This window comes from Arthrobacter sp. NPDC057009 (genome assembly GCF_042673905.1).
Lineage (GTDB): Bacteria > Actinomycetota > Actinomycetes > Actinomycetales > Micrococcaceae > Arthrobacter.
This window is the reverse complement of sequence record NZ_JBHUSB010000016.1, coordinates 105,369-121,296: the sequence shown is the minus strand read 5'-3', so window position 1 is coordinate 121,296 and position 15,928 is coordinate 105,369. Positions and strand designations below refer to the sequence as shown.

Genomic DNA, 15,928 nt, shown 5'->3' with positions numbered 1-15,928 from the left:
GTTTGTATCTGCCCGTATGTGCCGGCCTCCAACCCCGCCCTGGGGGCCTCCCCCTTCCGCGGGGGCGTCGCCGTCGTCGTTTGGGCGCGTCCGGTCATAATCCTCTGACAGCGGACAACCCGTGCAAGGGCGGCACCGAATCCATAGGATTGGTAGCGGCGGGGCTCGGCAGGTGCCGGCCCCGGATCGAATCAACGTTGAGGAGTGACATGGCTACAACACGCAACGCGCACACTGTATGGACCGGAAGCCTGGTTGAGGGCTCAGGCAACACCACGCTGGACAGCTCCGGCCTCGGCACGTTTGATGTCACCTGGAAGGCCCGCACCGAGGCGGCCGAGGGCAAGACCAGCCCCGAAGAACTCATCGCTGCGGCGCACTCCGCCTGCTTCTCCATGGCCTTCAGCCACGAGCTGAGCCAGGCCGGCTTCACCCCGGAAGAGGTCAACACCAAGGCAGAGGTCGGCTTCCAGCCCGGCACCGGCATCACCGGCAGCCACCTGACCCTGAACGCGCGCATCCCCGGCATCTCCGAGGAGGACTTCCAGCGCATCGCGGAATCTGCCAAGAAGGGCTGCCCGGTATCCCAGGCCCTGACCGGCATCGAGATCACCCTGGACGCCACGCTCGCCTCCTGATCTTAAGTCCCAGGTCTTTCGGGATCAGAAAGGCCCTGTTCCCGCTGGTGCATCCAGTGGGGAACAGGGCCTTCGCTTTTTTGGCTGTGCCGGCTTTTCTAGCTGTGCCGGCGGGCCGGCAGCGGAGCCGGGCGCAGCCGGCGGTAGCCCTCACGGGCCGGCGGCCGGTCCGTCGGCAGCTCCTGCACCATCTCCTTCAGCGCCGTGATGCCGGATTCCAGCTGCGGGTCCTGGCGGGCCGCGTAGGCGTGCGGCGGGAACGTCACCTCAATGTCGGGAGCGACGCCGTGGTTTTCGACGCTCCAGCCCACGCCTCCGCCGAACCAGGTGGCGTACCGGGGCTGGGTCACGCCGGTCCCGTCGGCCAGGGTGAACCGGTTATCGATGCCGACGACGCCGCCCCAGGTTCGGGTGCCGATCACAGGGCCGATGCCCCGCAGCTTGGAGACCTGGGTGATGATGTCGCCGTCGGAGCCGGCAAATTCGTCGGCGAGGATGATGACGGGACCGCGCGGGGCGTGGTGCGGATAGGTCCGCGGCTTTTCGCCACGGGGCATGCTCCAGCCGGTCACTTTGCGCCCGATCAGTTCGGCCACGAGCTGGGAGGTGTGCCCGCCGCGGTTGCGGCGGACGTCCACGATCAGGCCGTCCAGCGCCGTCTCGGTGTCCAGGTCCCGGTGCAGCTGCGCCCAGCCGTTGGCCAGCATGTCCGGGATGTGCAGGTAGCCGAACTTGCCGTCGGATGCCTCACGCACCGTGCGGCGGTTGGCATTGACCCAGTCCTGGTACCGGAGCCGCTCCTCATCCCTGATCGGGACGACGGCGATGCGACGCTGCTCCCCCGCTGCCGGGCCGTGGCCGGCGCCGTTGCGAATGGTCAGCTCCACCGCACGCCCGGCCGCGCCCACCAGCTGCATGGCCGGGGTCAGCGAATCCGTGAGGCGCACGCCGTCGATCGCCAACAGGACGTCGCCTGCCTTGGCGTCGGCGCCCGGCCGGGTCAGGGGCGATGTGGCCAGCGGGTCCGATGATTCGCCGGCCAGGATGCGTTCGATTTCCCAGCCTTCGCCGGTGAACGCGAGGTCGGCGCCCAGCCGGCCCTGGCCGTTGCTGCCGTTTTCGGTGGCAGCCGCAGGGCGCACGTAGGCGTGCGACGTGCCCAGTTCGCCGTGCAGCTCCCACAGCAGGTCCACGAGGTCGTCGTAGGATCCGAGCCGGTCCACGATGGGACGGTAGCGGGCGTGGACGGAATCCCAGTCCTGACCCGCCATGTCCTCGGTCCAGAAGAAGTCGCGCTGCAGCCGCCACGCCTCGTCGAACGCCTGCCCCCACACGCTGAGCGGATCCATCAGGACGCGGATGCGGGTCAGGTCCACCTTGACCACCTGGCCGGAGTCCTCGTCGGCCTTGGCGTCCGAGGGCACCACCCGGATCTGCTTGTCGTGGACCAGGACCACCTTCTTGCCGTCGCCGGAGAGGCGGTAGCTTTGCAGGGCCTCCACGAGGGTGGTGGTCTTGCGCTTGGCCAAGTCGAAGCGGACCAGGCTCGGGGCGGCGTTCTTGTCCTCCAGGCTGGCCCTGCCCTCCCCGGTGACTCCGGCGAGGGCGCTGTCGAGCCACAGCAGCGCACCGTCGGCGGCGGCCAGGGCGGAGTAATTCCCCTGCGGGACCGGGACGCTGATCACCCGGTGGGCGAGGCCTTCTGCGTCCACCCTGACGGCGGGCACGGGCTGCCCCTCAGCGGCCGCGTCAGCCTGAACTGCTCCCTCGTCCTCCCCGTCGGCGCCGTCTGGCAGCGCCACGCTGGGCCCGAACGGCGAGGCGGTGTCCGCTGCCAGGGCCACGAGGTAGGGCTTGATCGGGCTGGGGAAGGACAAGTCAAAGGAATGGCCGTCGTACACGGGATCAAAACTGCGGTTGGAGAGGAAGGCCAGGAACTTGCCGTCCGGGGAGAACGACGGCGATTCGTCCCGGAAGCGCCCGTCCGTCACCTCGACGATCGCTGGCTTCCCGGCCTGGCCGTCAGTGCCTTTGGCATCAGTGGCTTGGGCATCGGCGGCTTTGGCCTCCGCAGCGGCGGCGCGGACCAGCCGCAGGCGGCTGCGCGACCCGAATGACGTCACGGGTTCGGACCAGGCGAGCCAAGCGGAGTCCGGCGACCACGCGAGGTCCTCGATGCTGCCCTCGCCGATGCTGGTTACGGCGGTCAGCGTGCCGTCCCGGGTGTCAGCGATGTACACGTCCCCGAACGCGGTGCCGACCGCGAGCCAGCGGCCGTCCGGGCTGGCTTCCATCGCACTGGCCCGTGTTGGTTTGGGGAACCGGACCGTGAAGGGGCTTGATCCGGCCGCAACACTGCCGGTGGCCTGGCTGGCCGCGGTCCCGGCTGCTGCCTCCGCGGGAGCGAGGTCGGCGGCGGCGTCATCGGCCACCGGATGAGTGGCGCGGGCACCGGCGGCACCTGGCCCAGCTATGCCGGCGGCGGAAACGGGCCTGGGCAGGGACACGGGCGGGGACACTGCCTCCTGCTGGACACCGGCGGATGCAGTCCCGGCGGCAGCGCCGGCATTGACAGCTGCGGCCGGTTTTGCAGCGCCGGCCGCGCCATCGTGGGCAGGAACCTGCGGGGCGACTTCCCGGATGAAAAGGGCTTCATCGCCGTCGTGATCCGCCACGTAGGCGATGCGGCCGTCCGGAAGGGGACGCGGCAGGCGGGCGCGCACGCCTGCCGTAGCCTCGACCACGCGGGACGGGCCGTCCTTGTGCCGCAGCCAGTGGATTGTTCCATGGGACTCCACCGCGCTGGCGTCCCCCTTGGTGTCCGGCCGCACGTCACCGAGGTGCTTGGAGACCTTGAGGAGCGCAGGACGGCGGCCCTGGGACGCCGATCCGAGCGTTATGTCCAGCCGGACAGCGTCCGATCCAAGGTCATGCAGCAGCCAGAGTTCACCCGCCGATTCGAAGACCACGCGCTTGCCGTCCGTGGCGGCGTGGCGGACATAGAAGTCCTCGTGGTCGGTGTGGCGCCGCAGGTCCCCGCCGCCAGGCAGGACCGAGTACAGGTTGCCGTAGCCTTCGTGGTCCGAGAGGAAGGCGATGCGCCCGTCCACCCACATGGGGTCGGCGAGGTTGCCGTCGAGTTCCGGGAGGAGCCGCTCGAACTCGCCGTTGCCGTCACTGTCGATCCAGAGCTTTCCGGCGGTGCCGCCACGGTAGCGCTTCCACCAGGCCGGCTCGCGGGACAGCACGCTGCCCACCACCACGGGCTTTTCGTCACCGAGTTCCGGGCCGAACGCCACGGACTCGACCGGTCCCAGCGGCAGTTCCTCAGCCCAGCCTCCCTCCGTGGACAGCCGGTAGGCGTGGGTGTGGCGGCTCTCGGCCTGGCGGAAGGCGCTGGTGACCACGATGTCCCCGGCAGGCGTAAACCCCTTGACGCGGGTGGTGCTGTGCCCGAAGAAGGTCAGCTGGCGGTATCCCCCGCCGTCGACGTCGGCAATGACCACCTCCGGGGCCGTCCCCTGCACGACCGTCCAGACCAGCTTCTTTCCGTCCGGCGTGAAGCGCGGGTTGCGGGCCGGAAGCTGGAGCGACGAAACACGCCACGCACGGCCGCCGCTGATGGGGGCAATCCACACGTCGTCCTCGGCCACAAACGTGACCAGATCGCCGTGAACATGAGGGAACCGGAGGTAACTCGAAGAGGTCATCGTTCGATCATAGTCAAGGTGCGCCTGGCCATCCGGGAAGTGCCCCGCCGTGCCGGACATGGTGAGATGGATCATGCGCATCGTCATGGCCGGCGCCTCCGGGCTCATTGGAACCGCACTCTCTTCCCGCCTCTCCTCAGACGGGCACGACGTCGTCCGGCTGGTCCGCCGGGCGCCGTCGTCGCCGTCGGAGATCCCCTGGGATCCCGCCACCGGAACCCTGGATCCGGCCTGCCTGGACGGAGCCGACGCCGTCATTAACCTCTCCGGCGCGAACATCGGCGCCAGACCGTGGACGCCACACCGGATCGATGAGCTGTTCCGTTCACGGCTCGACCCCACCCGCACGCTCGCGGCAGCCATGCGCCGCCTCGACTCCCCGCCGCTGACCTTCATCAGCCAGTCCGGGGCGGGCTACTACGGCGACGCCGGCCACGACCTTTTGACGGAAAGCGCCCCTGCAGGGCAGGGCATCATGGCGCGCATCTGCGTGGAGTGGGAAGCGGCAGCCCACGAAGCCCCCTCAGGCGTCCGCGTGGTAACGCCACGGACCGCCGTGGTGCTGAGCAGGTCCGGCGGAGCCCTGGGCCGCCTGCTGCCCCTGCTGCGGGCCGGCATTGGCGGACCGCTGGGCAGCGGCCGGCAGTATTGGCCGTGGATCACGCTCCCCGACCTCAGCTCCGCGTTCGGGTTCCTCCTGACATCCGGGACCTCGGGCCCCGTGAATGTGGCGGCGCCGGAAACCTCGGATGTGAACACCCTGGTGGCCGCCCTGGCAGGGGCGCTCCACCGTCCCGCCCTGCTGCGCGTGCCGGCCCCGGCGCTGCGCCTGGTCATGGGCAAGCTGGCGGATGAACTCCTGCTCGCCAGCCAGCGGATCGAGCCCACGCTGCTCCAGGACAGCGGGTTCACCTGGCAGCATCCGTCGATCGCGAGTGCCGCCGATTGGGTGGCCAGCGACAAGTAGTCCCTTCGCTGCCAGTCCGCCTTCTGTTTCAGGACGCTTCAGCCCGCCTCAGGCCGACTCAGTCCGCGAGGATATCCGCGATGCGCCAGCGCCCCTCCACCTGGACAAGCACCAGCCGCAGCCGGACAGCCTGCTGCGGTGCGCCCGTCGCCCCGACTCCGCCGTCCACTCCCTGCTCCTCGTAGCCCGTCGCCGACGATGTCGCGGCCACCACCGCCCTTGTGGGCGTGCTTTCGGGCAGGCGGCGGAGACCGGTCAGGCTGGTCCTGAACCCGGCAAGCACTGTTCCGGATCTCTCGAGACGTGTGCGGATTGCCCGGTCCGCGGCATGGGCAGGGGTGTTCGGTGCGTTGACGTCGTCGAGCCAGTTCAGCCTGCCGTCCCGCAGCGCCAACGAACGCAGCTCCGCCAGGCCGCGCACCGCTTCGACGGGATCCTTTGCCGCGAGCTGCCGCCGTACGTCATCCGGGACGCCGGCTTGTTGCTGCACAGCGCCCTGCGGGGATCCGGGGCCGCCAGCCGGAAGGACGCCTTGGCCGCTGGCGGCTGGTTGCCCGGTTTCCGGGCCCGGATTCTGCGCCACTGGGCCTGACTGCTGTGCAGCGCCGGGCAGTTCCACGCCAGGCAGTCCCAGAAGTGCGGCGCCGGAAAGTACCGCCGCCGTACACGCACCGCCCGCCACGGCCAGCCGCCGGCTGCGGCGCCCGGCGCCGACGGTCCTGCGGACCCGTGCGGGCGAAGCGACAGACGCCGTGCTGTCCGTGGTTCGCTTCTCTGCGCTGTCTCTGACGGAGGAGCGCCTGTCGGATGAATGCCTGACGGAGGAGCGCGTAGCGGAGGAGTGCCCGACCGCTATGTGTCTGCCTGCAGCAAGTCTGGTTGCAGTCTCTCTGCCAGCAGTGTGTCTGGCTGCAGTGTGTCTGGCTGCCCGGCTGACAGCGTCCCGCCGGCCGGTCGCGTGCCCAACGCCTTGGTTGAGCCGGGCAGACCCGGACCCGGATTCCCTTGCCACCGCACGCGGGAGCGGTGGCAAGGGAACCGCGGTTTCGCCGCGCGGCGACAGCCGGATGACGGCCCTGACCCAGCCTGTGGTCTTCAGCCGTCTGGCCCAGGAGTGGAGGCAGTTCCGGAGCCGTCCACCGGGCGGCGGGAGGGGCCGTCGCGTCAGCAGCTCTGGCAGGACGGTGTCATGCACTGAACGGGACAGGTCTACGGGGACCGCGGCCGCGCTGCAGTACACGGCCCTGGCAAACTCACCCGCGGCGGGACGTTGCCGCCGGTCATCGCTGAGGCCCGCCTCCAGCGCTGCCGCCAGCTCGGCGGGGACTTCCGGAACAAGCAGGGACAGCGGCGGCCTGGCCGCTGACGGCGGTGGAGGCTGGCCGGTGAGACAGTACCAGCCCAGTGCAGCGGCCGCGTAGACGTCGCGTCCCGGCTGGAGTCCTGCCCGGACCGCATCCAACGGAGCCGGATCCGCGAAGCCGTCAGTACGCTGGTCCGGAACTCCGGAGGCGTCGCCCACCATCCGCGCGACACCCAGGTCGGCCAGCAGAGGCTTTCCGTGGGCGGTGAAGAGAACGTTGCCGGGTGCCACGTCGGAGTGAGTGAACCCTTTGCCGTGCAGATAGCCCAGAACCTGCGCGATCGGCGTCAGGACGGTGACGGTCTCGCCGACGCCCAACCGGCCCCTCGCGGTGACCAGCTGCTGGAGGGAGCCCCCGGCGGCATAGTCCATCAGGAGCCCGAAGCTGCCCTCCTGGGGTTCACCGGTTCTGACAAGGCCGTAGGCCTTAACCAGGTGTTCGTGGTCCAGGACGGACATCACCAGGAGTTCACGGCGGACATCCTCCTCGCGGGCGGTTCCGCCACCGGCTTCGAGAGTGCTGGATCCCTCGCTGCCTGCCGGCCTGCCGAAGCACTTCAGGGCCAGCTTCACTCCTGTGGAGTCCTGCGAGACCAGCCACACTTCGGCATTGCCGCCGTGGCCCAACCGGCGGCAGACGGAGTAGCCCTCGACAGCAGGCGCCTCCCCCGACGGAACCCGCATTTGCGCTCTCTGGCTTTCCGGGCTGAAGCTCTCCTGGCCGGTGCATTCGGGATTGTGATGCTCCAAGTTCTGCTGGTCCATGGTTAAGGAGTACCGGAAAGCCGCATTTCCTGCAGAAGTTATCCACAGGCAGACCTGGCCGTTTGCCCGGCACCCGGGATGGCGCGGAATGTGACCGGGAACAGGGTGAGAGCTTGGGCACACTATCGGGCAGGATGGCGGCTGAGGTCTAAGCTGGAATGCATGACTCTTGAGTTCACAAAGCTCGGTCTTGCCCCGGATTTCGTCGATTACAGCCACGCCTGGGACATCCAGCGCGAAATCCATGAAAATGTCCTGGCCGGCAAGGCCCCCAGCACAGTACTCCTCCTCGAACACGCCGCCGTCTACACGGCCGGAAAACTGACAGAGGATCATGAGCGGCCGTTCGACGGCACCCCCGTGGTTCCCGTGGACCGCGGCGGCAAGCTCACCTGGCACGGACCGGGCCAGCTCATCGGATACCCGATTATCAAGCTGAAGAACAAGGCCGGAATCCGTGACTATGTGGAGCGCCTGGAGGCCGTGATCATAGCGGTCCTCGCTGACTACGGCATCGCTGCCGTCCGGATCAAGGGCCGCGCAGGTGTGTGGATCGAGGCGGATGCCAAGGGTCCCGACCGCAAGATCGCCGCCATCGGAATCAGGGTCAGCCAGGGCGTCACTATGCACGGATTCGCCATCAACTGCAATAACGACCTCGCACCCTACGGCCAGATCATCGCCTGCGGAATCACGGATGCCGGTGTGACCACCATCGCCCAGGAAACGGGCCGCGATGTGTCCCCGGCCGATCTCGTTTCGCGGATCATCGAGGAACTGCGCAACAATGAAGACGCCCTAGTTGCAACCCCCGAAGGAGCTCTCCTGTGACCCTGGCACCAGAAGGCCGGAAAATGCTGCGGATCGAGCAGCGCAACGCGGCCACCCCGGTGGAACGCAAACCGGACTGGATCAAGGCCAAGGTCCAGATGGGCCCGGAATTCGTCGGCCTGAAGAACCTGGTCAAAAAGGAGGGCCTGCACACCGTCTGCGAAGAGGCCGGCTGCCCCAACATCTTTGAATGCTGGGAAGACAAGGAAGCCACCTTCCTCATCGGCGGCTCCGAATGCACCCGCCGCTGCGACTTCTGCCAGATCGACACCGGCAAACCCTCCCCCGTGGACCGGTTCGAACCCACCAAGGTCGCCCGCTCCGTGCAGTCCATGCAGCTCCGGTACGCCACCGTCACCGGCGTCGCCCGCGACGACCTCGAGGACGAAGGCGTCTGGCTCTACGCCGAAACGGTCCGCAAGATCCATGAACTGAACCCCGGCACCGGCGTCGAACTGCTCATCCCCGACTTCTCCGGCAACCCCGGCCACATCCGTGCGATCTGCGACTCCAAACCTGAGGTGTTCGCGCACAACGTCGAAACCGTGCCCCGGATCTTCAAGCGCATCCGCCCCGCGTTCCGCTACGAACGCTCCCTGGACGTCATCACCCAGGGCCGGAACCTGGGCATGGTCACCAAATCCAACCTCATCCTGGGCATGGGCGAAACCCGCGAGGAGATCTCCGAGGCCCTGCGCGACCTGCACCAGGCCGGCTGCGACCTGATCACCATCACCCAGTACCTCCGCCCGAGTGAGCGGCACCTGCCCGTGGACCGCTGGGTCAAGCCCCAGGAATTCGTGGACCTGCAGCACGAAGCCGAAGAGATCGGCTTCCTTGGCGTCATGTCCGGGCCCCTGGTCCGCTCCTCCTACCGCGCCGGCCGGCTCTGGGCCACCGCCATGCGCAAAAAAGGCCGCGACATCCCCGCCGAACTCGCCCACATCGCCGAGGGCATCCAGGACTCCGGAACCACCCGCCAGGAAGCCAGCACCCTGCTGGCGGCGCACCAGTAGCACCAGGCATTTCCCACGGTCAGGGGCCGGACACCGGAACATTCCGGCGTCCGGCCCTTTGTCGTGAATCACGTAGAATTAAGGCACTATGGCGAAATCCCCTGACTCCAGCAACAACACTCCTGCGGCCGCTGACGCCTCCAAGCGCGGACTTTTCGGGCGCAAGCCCAAAACCGTGAAGGCGAAGAAGCCCAGCCGGCTCAAGCAGATCCGCGAGGTCTTCAACATGACCCGCCGCCACGACCCCATGGTTCCGTGGCTCATGCTGCTGGCGTTCCTGGGCGTCGTCGCCGTCAGCTTCCTCGTCGGCTTCCTTCTGGACAACTGGATCACGGGCCTGATCATCGGCATCCCGCTTGGTTTCCTGGCGGCCACGCTGATCCTGTCGCGCCGGGCCGAACGTGCTGCGTTTGCGCAGATCGAGAACCAGCCGGGTGCCTCGGGCGCCGCGCTGGGCACGCTCCGGCGGGGCTGGATTACCGAGGAGCAGCCCGTGGCTGTGAACCCGCGGACCCAGGACGCCGTTTTCCGCGCGATCGGGCGTCCCGGCGTCATCCTCGTTAGTGAGGGACCCACGCATCGCGTGCGCCCGCTGATCGAAGGCGAGCGGAAAAAGCTGGCCCGCATCCTTCCCAACGTCACCATCCACGTCATCGAAACAGGGCGCGGTGAGGGTCAGGTCCCCATCAGCCAGGTGGCGAAGAAGATGAACAAGCTCAACAAGGAGCTCACCAAGACCGAGGTCAGCGCCGTGTCCAAGCGCATTTCATCGCTGGGCACCCGCCTTCCGATCCCCAAGGGCGTGGACCCCTACAAGGCCCGCCCCCAGCGCGGACGCTAATCCGCCTGAACCGCCCCGGTGGCCGCCGCATCTGCGCCGGCCCCGGGGCGTTTCCTTTGAGCGGCAGGTTCCATTTGAACCAAATGCTGCAAACCAGCCAGACCCCAGCAACTACAGAAGCCGGAGCCTCCTGTGAAATTCCCGTCCCCGTCCGCCGTCATCCGTGCGTTCCGCCTGCTTGCGGTCGCCGAGGCCTTTAGCTGGGCCGCCCTTCTGGTCGGCATGTACTTCAAATGGATCGCCAAGACCACCGAACTCGGCGTGGAGATCGCCGGACCCGTGCACGGTGCACTGTTCATCGGCTACAGCGTGGCGGCCCTCGTCCTGTGGCGGCTGCAGCGCTGGCCATTCGTCGTGGCGCTGTTTGCCGGCCTCTCCGCAGTCTTCCCCTTCGCCACGGTCCTGTTTGAGCGGTGGGCGCTCCGCCGCGGGCACCTCTCGGCCCGCCAGCTGGATGCGGACCAGCTACATGCGGACGAGGACCGTGTTCATGGCCTTGTCATGGAGCCCGCGCTGGTCGGGGTCGAAGATGACCGCAGGGATCACCAGGCAGAGCAGGACGGTGCGGACGAGGGCGGCCAGCGGGCCGGCCGCTGAGCCGTCCGGCTTCACCACGTGGATGCCCATGGCACGGTGGCCGATGCTGTAGCCGAGGGTTCCGATCAGCAGGATCTGTTCAACTGCGAATACGGCGAGCGTGGCCATGGAGTTGCCCGACAGGAACACGTTGCTGATCAGCAGGGCAATGGTCCAGTCAATGATGATCGCCAGGATCCTGCGGCCAGCGCGGGCCATGGATCCGGGGCCTGATTCGGGGAAGCCCAGGCGTTCCCCGGGGTACCTGGAAATGCCGGAAGTGTCCGGTCCGGTGAGCCACGAACCGATGTCTTTGCGATCTACCACCTACCAAGTTTAGCGAGCCACGTGCGGCCTCGTTTACCCAAGCGCCTGCGGTCCTGTTACCCAGGCGCCGGCGGCAGGGAACGTTCACACTCTGGATGGGCGTGGACCACAGTGTGGACTCCGTATAGCGTTTACATATCAGGAGGTTCTGTAACCTGCCGGAAACAATGTGGACACGGACGGGAAATCCCGAATCCCTAGGGTGGTAACAGTTGCCAGCGAGCCGGGAGCGGGGCACTTTTGTGCTTCCGCCCCGTGGATTGCGCCGGACCACTTGGCTTTTCAGCCAGTTATTACATATGCGTAAGGAGCATAGATGTTCAAGACTGCGGACGAAGTCCTCAAGTTCATCAAAGATGAAGACATTCGGTTTATCGATATCCGCTTCACCGACCTCCCCGGCGTTCAGCAGCACTTCAACGTGCCCGCCAAGAGCGTGGACGCCGACTTCTTCGTCAACGGCCAGCTGTTCGATGGCTCTTCCATCCGCGGCTTCCAGGGCATCGCCGAGTCTGACATGCAGCTCATCCCGGACGTCACCACCGCGTTCCTGGACACCTTCCGCATGGAGAAGACCCTTGCGCTGAACTTCTCCATCGTGAACCCCCGCACGGGCGACCCGTACCACCGCGACCCCCGTGGCGTGGCAGAGAAGGCTGAAGCCTACCTCGCCTCCACCGGCATCGCCGACACCGCGTTCTTCGCTCCCGAAGCAGAGTTCTTCGTGTTCGACAACGTCCAGTACCAGTCCTCCCCCGAGGGCAGCTTCTACAAGATCGACTCCGAAGAAGCCCACTGGAACACCGGCCGCGAAGAAGAGGGCGGCAACCTGGGCTACAAGACCCCCGTCAAGGGCGGTTACTTCCCGGTTTCCCCGACCGACAAGCAGGCCGACCTGCGTGACGCCATGTGTGTCGCCCTGGACGAGGCCGGCCTCGAGGTTGAGCGCAGCCACCACGAAGTTGGCTCCGCCGGCCAGGCCGAGATCAACTACAAGTTCACCACGCTGACCCACGCGGCTGATGACCTGCAGAAGTTCAAGTACGTCATCAAGAACACCGCCGACGCCTGGGGCAAGTCCGTCACCTTCATGCCGAAGCCGGTCTTCGGTGACAACGGCTCGGGCATGCACTGCCACCAGTCGCTGTGGAGCAACGGCGAGCCGCTGTTCTACGACGAGAAGGGCTACGCCGGCCTGTCCGACACCGCCCGCTGGTACATCGGCGGCCTGCTGAAGCACGCCGACGCCGTGCTCGCGTTCACCAACCCGACGGTCAACTCCTACCGCCGCCTGGTCAAGGGCTTCGAGGCCCCGGTCAACATGGTGTACTCGCAGGGCAACCGCTCCGCCGGTATCCGCATCCCGATCACGGGTTCCAACCCGAAGGCCAAGCGCATCGAGTTCCGCGCTCCGGACCCGTCCTCCAACCCGTACCTGGCCTTCGCTGCCCAGCTGATGGCCGGCATTGACGGCATCCGCAACCGCATCGAACCCCCGGCTCCGATCGACAAGGACCTCTACGAGCTGCCCGCCGAGGAAGCCAAGGACATCCCCAAGGCTCCGGGCACCCTCGAGGAAGCCCTGGAGGCCCTGCGCGAGGACAACGAGTTCCTGCAGGCTGGCGGCGTGTTCACCCAGGACCTGATCGACACCTGGATCGAGTACAAGTACGAGAACGAGATCCGCCCGCTGTCGCTGCGCCCGAACCCCTACGAGTTCGAGCTCTACTACGGCGTCTAGCTAGATCACGCGGCTAAAGCGGCCGTAGTCCGCAGGCAGTCCGCAAGAATCCCGCTACAGAAAAGGCCGGCCCCAGGTTTCACCACCTGAAGCCGGCCTTTTTACTTCCCCGCATGCGCCTATGCCCGCTGCTCACTCCGTGAGTTCAGCCGCTCCCCTAGCACCTTGGCGACAGCCGCTCTGGCGGATTCCTCCTTATCGGGCCACATACGCCCGTAGGTGTCCAGCGTGGTCTTTGCCGATGAATGTCGCAGGCTCTTCTGAACAACCTTCACGTCAAGGCCTTGGGCAATAAGCAGTGAAGCGAAGTAGTGCCGAAAATCGTGGAACCTGAAGCCCTCCGGCAGGTCTTTGACAGTTGCCCGCGCCTCTCGGAAATAGTGCTCGAGGCGGTACGGCGACAGGGCCCGCTCCCCACTCGTCGGTAACGAGCGTTTCGCTCCCCCACTTCACATGGTTTACCGACAGCTCGAGGCACAGAATCTGAGGGATCGGGATTGGCGTCCTGGACTCCTCAGTCTTGAGCTCCACGCCGGGATACTGAATGGCGGGTGAGATAAGTCCGCGCATGAAGTCCACGTCGGAAACACGCAGCGCCACGGCCTCAGCAACGCGAAGCCCTGCGAACGCGGCTAGTAGAACGGCGGGACGTTGACCAGCCGGCATCGCATCATGTAACGCCCACACCTGCTCGGTGGTGGCGACATACGGCCTCTGTTTTCCGGCCTTCGGCGCCGTGCGCCGACTCAACGGCGACTTTGGCAGCAGCCCGTCATGGACGGCATCAGAAAAAAAGCTGCCCCATCCGGGAGTGCAGGGCGTACACCGTAGAATCAGCCAGACCTTCGGCACTGAGTTTCGCCGTCCACGCCTTGACCTCGGATGGCCGCACACTCTTCAGCGCACGTTCCCGAAAGCATCATTAATGTGGCGTGGTGAAACAGGACGTTGCAGCGCTCCCGCGGCTGCTAGGGAACATGGGCCGCCGACGCGGATGTATTGGGTTCATGCCCATGTTTCCCTTGCCGGCGTCGAGTATGACTTTCTGGCGCCGGAGGTGGAGGGTGACCGTGCCGACATTCGTTCTTGGGAGTATGGGCACTGGCCGAGGGTGGAGGCTGCTGTTCCGCTGAAGGGCGGCGGCAGCGTCAAGGTGTATGCGGAGGCTATGCGCTGGGGACCAAACCAGGTCACTGCCCGGTGGCAGGATGACGAGGGCGTTACCACTCGGCTTGGATCCCCGCGGCCAACGTTCGCCGCCTCACAGCCTCGGAGTGGGACATCATCCAATATCACCAATGCCCGCCCGAACTACGCTCCATCCAATGGGGAAAGCGGCTCCCCGGATTCCTGCCAGAGTAGACGTGCGCAGCGGTGCACCGCACTATTAGCCCGGCCGGTGGCTCAGGACGACAGGACCTTGCTAGCGTTATCGGCGAACTTCTGACGTAGTTCCACGATCTTTACCCGTCCGTTTCGGTCTACGCGGTCTGTCAGCGCCTGGAACTGAGCGCTCGATCCGTTGTAGTTTGTCAGCATCAGGTACCGCTCATACAGCTCGGTCGTCAGCGCCCTCGCCGTATCTTGAAGATCCTGTGGGGAAAAGAATTCCATACCCCATGCCGAATTGACGAACTGCCTGTTCTTCACTTCCAGTTCAGTTAGGTAGGCGTTCACATTGTGGGTCTCCTGGTGCGATAGGGCATACAGATAGTCCAGTTGTGCGTCCTCAAACAACCTCGAGTTCGTCAGGAATTCCTTGTAAGAAGTCGCACGCTGATCCCTCAGAAATTCATCACGTTTCCGCTTGTTCTCTTCCTGAATGCTTCGTTCAGTGGACTGCTGTGCCCGGTTCGCGGCGTTTTCGCTCGCTTGGTAAGCCATCTGTGCATTGACTACAGAGAAGGCTCCGCTGATGAGGGAGCCAGCTAAGACCCCAATCAAACCCCACAGGGCCGGATTTCTGTCTTTACTCGACTTCGTGCCCCCCGGCGTCCCTGAGTCGAGCGATTTATCGCTTGAACTCATAGTGAAAAGGATAAGCCCGTTACGGATTTACCGGAATGAATACGAGAGGACATTGCCGGACCTTGGGCCTATTGACGGTCGAACGTGGGAACCCGCTGTCTGGATGGGTGACTCGACCGCCGGTTAGCATCTACCCATGACAGATACCCCTGACACGACAAGCACAGTTCCTGAGCCTGGTAGGGATGATGGGCGGAGGGGCAGGTACCCGGCGCATCTGGTGTTGTGGAACCTTGACGATGTTGTTCGAATGTTGGGTATTAGCCGCAGCACGGCTTATCGGCACCTGAAAGAAAAGCCTTGGTCGCATCACCGTATCGGCACGGATCTTAAGTTTTCTGAGGCGGACATTGAAGTTATCCACGCCCTATATAAGCAGCCGGTGCCTGAACCGCGGAGGACGCCGCGTGTCGGGACACGGGCAAACCGAGCCCGTAGGAATAGCGGCAAAGATCACCTCTAGTCCGCAGAGAGTCCGCAAAAAGTCCGCAAGAAGTCCGCAAACCGTCGAAATCAAACAACCATTGCCAACAACAAAAACCGCGGAATCTAGCGGTATGCGGCATCATCCGACAACAGCCAACCAGGTTGTTTTAGTTCGAGCTCTACTACGGCGTCTGGTCTGACTCGTCTGACTATTTTTCCCGGCTATGCGCCACGTTCCGGTTATGCACCCCGGCAGGATTCGGCTGCGTACCGTCCCCAGAGCGAGTCCGGACCGGTGCCGCCAAAGGCCTCCCGGTCATCCCGCAGCGCGCGGCACAGAACGGGTGAGTCCGCGAAACTCCGGCGCATGTACGCCTCCCAGTCCGTCTTCTCGGACGTGAAGGCCTGCGTTCCCATCTGGTACTTCAGGTGGGCAAAGTGATCCAGGATCCGGTGGGCCGTCGCTTCGGCCCGGCCCGCCAGCTGCTGTGCCTCCTGCTTCGCCGCAGGATCCCGGATCGCCGCCGCGTCCGGCAGCTCCTGGCGGTGCCAGAAGTAGGGCTGCAGGTCCACGTTGTCCACGAAGATCCTGTCGATTTCCTGTTGCTGGGCATAGAGGGAGGACGCGGTGCTGCTTTCCAAGGTGCTCCTGATGCCGAGGTACTGGTAGGCCGCCGCGATGAGCGTGGCGGCCACGCC

General features: G+C 65.8%; 12 protein-coding genes and 1 pseudogene. 7 read left to right on the top strand and 6 right to left on the bottom strand.

Features of this window, described 5'->3' with window-relative positions; all coding sequences use genetic code 11:
* Positions 1-209 precede the first annotated feature (209 nt).
* Positions 210-638: an OsmC family protein gene (locus ACFTR6_RS16525; RefSeq protein WP_377958657.1), complete on the top strand. Its 429-nt coding sequence runs from the start codon at positions 210-212 to the stop codon at positions 636-638.
* A gap of 98 nt (positions 639-736) precedes the next feature.
* Here the strand turns inward: ACFTR6_RS16525 and ACFTR6_RS16520 are convergent, their stop codons facing one another.
* Entirely contained in the window at positions 737-4,348 is a 3,612-nt protein-coding gene (locus ACFTR6_RS16520) for a S41 family peptidase (RefSeq protein ID WP_377958656.1), read from the bottom strand.
* A 73-nt stretch (positions 4,349-4,421) separates the two neighbouring features.
* Here ACFTR6_RS16520 and ACFTR6_RS16515 point away from each other — a divergent pair, with 73 nt between their 5' ends.
* Positions 4,422-5,315, top strand: coding sequence for a TIGR01777 family oxidoreductase (locus tag ACFTR6_RS16515; protein WP_377958655.1), 894 nt, complete (start codon positions 4,422-4,424; stop codon positions 5,313-5,315).
* A gap of 58 nt (positions 5,316-5,373) precedes the next feature.
* Here ACFTR6_RS16515 and ACFTR6_RS16510 read toward each other — a convergent pair whose 3' ends face one another.
* Positions 5,374-7,362: a protein kinase gene (locus ACFTR6_RS16510; RefSeq protein ID WP_377958654.1), complete on the bottom strand. Its 1,989-nt coding sequence runs from the start codon at positions 7,360-7,362 to the stop codon at positions 5,374-5,376.
* Positions 7,363-7,605: 243 nt separating this feature from the next.
* Here ACFTR6_RS16510 and lipB point away from each other — a divergent pair, with 243 nt between their 5' ends.
* The 4 genes and pseudogenes from lipB to ACFTR6_RS16490 all read left to right on the top strand — a co-directional run.
* Positions 7,606-8,274, top strand: coding sequence for a lipoyl(octanoyl) transferase LipB (gene lipB, locus ACFTR6_RS16505; protein WP_076797993.1), 669 nt, complete (start codon positions 7,606-7,608; stop codon positions 8,272-8,274).
* On the top strand, positions 8,271-9,290 hold the full coding sequence (gene lipA, locus ACFTR6_RS16500; protein WP_377958653.1) for a lipoyl synthase: 1,020 nt from the start codon (positions 8,271-8,273) through the stop codon (positions 9,288-9,290). The genes lipB and lipA overlap by 4 nt, the downstream gene beginning before the upstream one ends.
* 88 nt (positions 9,291-9,378) lie before the next feature.
* On the top strand, positions 9,379-10,131 hold the full coding sequence (locus ACFTR6_RS16495; protein WP_087874073.1) for a DUF4191 domain-containing protein: 753 nt from the start codon (positions 9,379-9,381) through the stop codon (positions 10,129-10,131).
* Between the two features lie 132 nt (positions 10,132-10,263).
* Positions 10,264-10,575 (top strand): annotated as a pseudogene (locus ACFTR6_RS16490) (DUF3817 domain-containing protein); the annotation flags it as partial.
* 21 nt (positions 10,576-10,596) lie between these two features.
* Here the strand turns inward: ACFTR6_RS16490 and ACFTR6_RS16485 are convergent.
* Entirely contained in the window at positions 10,597-11,034 is a 438-nt protein-coding gene (locus ACFTR6_RS16485) for an RDD family protein (protein WP_377958652.1), read from the bottom strand.
* Between the two features lie 316 nt (positions 11,035-11,350).
* On the opposite strand from ACFTR6_RS16485, the gene glnA reads away from it, so the two are divergent.
* Positions 11,351-12,775 (top strand): type I glutamate--ammonia ligase, encoded by a 1,425-nt coding sequence (gene glnA, locus ACFTR6_RS16480; RefSeq protein ID WP_076797997.1) that lies wholly within the window; start codon positions 11,351-11,353, stop codon positions 12,773-12,775.
* Between the two features lie 119 nt (positions 12,776-12,894).
* Here glnA and ACFTR6_RS16475 read toward each other — a convergent pair whose 3' ends face one another.
* The 3 genes from ACFTR6_RS16475 to ACFTR6_RS16465 form a co-directional block, all read right to left on the bottom strand.
* Positions 12,895-13,122, bottom strand: coding sequence for a tyrosine-type recombinase/integrase (locus ACFTR6_RS16475; protein WP_377958661.1), 228 nt, complete (start codon positions 13,120-13,122; stop codon positions 12,895-12,897).
* 1,057 nt (positions 13,123-14,179) lie between these two features.
* Positions 14,180-14,803, bottom strand: coding sequence for a hypothetical protein (locus ACFTR6_RS16470; protein WP_157365084.1), 624 nt, complete (start codon positions 14,801-14,803; stop codon positions 14,180-14,182).
* A gap of 666 nt (positions 14,804-15,469) precedes the next feature.
* Positions 15,470-15,925, bottom strand: coding sequence for a hypothetical protein (locus ACFTR6_RS16465; protein ID WP_377958651.1), 456 nt, complete (start codon positions 15,923-15,925; stop codon positions 15,470-15,472).
* Between the last annotated feature and the right edge of the window lie 3 nt (positions 15,926-15,928).

Bases quoted from the DNA above. Each gene is read 5' to 3' on its own strand.
- ACFTR6_RS16525 (WP_377958657.1), top strand. From the start codon at position 210: ATGGCTACAACACGCAACGCGCACACTGTATGGACCGGAAGCCTGGTT.
- ACFTR6_RS16520 (WP_377958656.1), bottom strand. From the start codon at position 4,348: ATGACCTCTTCGAGTTACCTCCGGTTCCCTCATGTTCACGGCGATCTG.
- ACFTR6_RS16515 (WP_377958655.1), top strand. From the start codon at position 4,422: ATGCGCATCGTCATGGCCGGCGCCTCCGGGCTCATTGGAACCGCACTC.
- ACFTR6_RS16510 (WP_377958654.1), bottom strand. From the start codon at position 7,362: ATGCGGGTTCCGTCGGGGGAGGCGCCTGCTGTCGAGGGCTACTCCGTC.
- lipB (WP_076797993.1), top strand. From the start codon at position 7,606: ATGACTCTTGAGTTCACAAAGCTCGGTCTTGCCCCGGATTTCGTCGAT.
- ACFTR6_RS16495 (WP_087874073.1), top strand. From the start codon at position 9,379: ATGGCGAAATCCCCTGACTCCAGCAACAACACTCCTGCGGCCGCTGAC.
- glnA (WP_076797997.1), top strand. From the start codon at position 11,351: ATGTTCAAGACTGCGGACGAAGTCCTCAAGTTCATCAAAGATGAAGAC.
- ACFTR6_RS16470 (WP_157365084.1), bottom strand. From the start codon at position 14,803: ATGAGTTCAAGCGATAAATCGCTCGACTCAGGGACGCCGGGGGGCACG.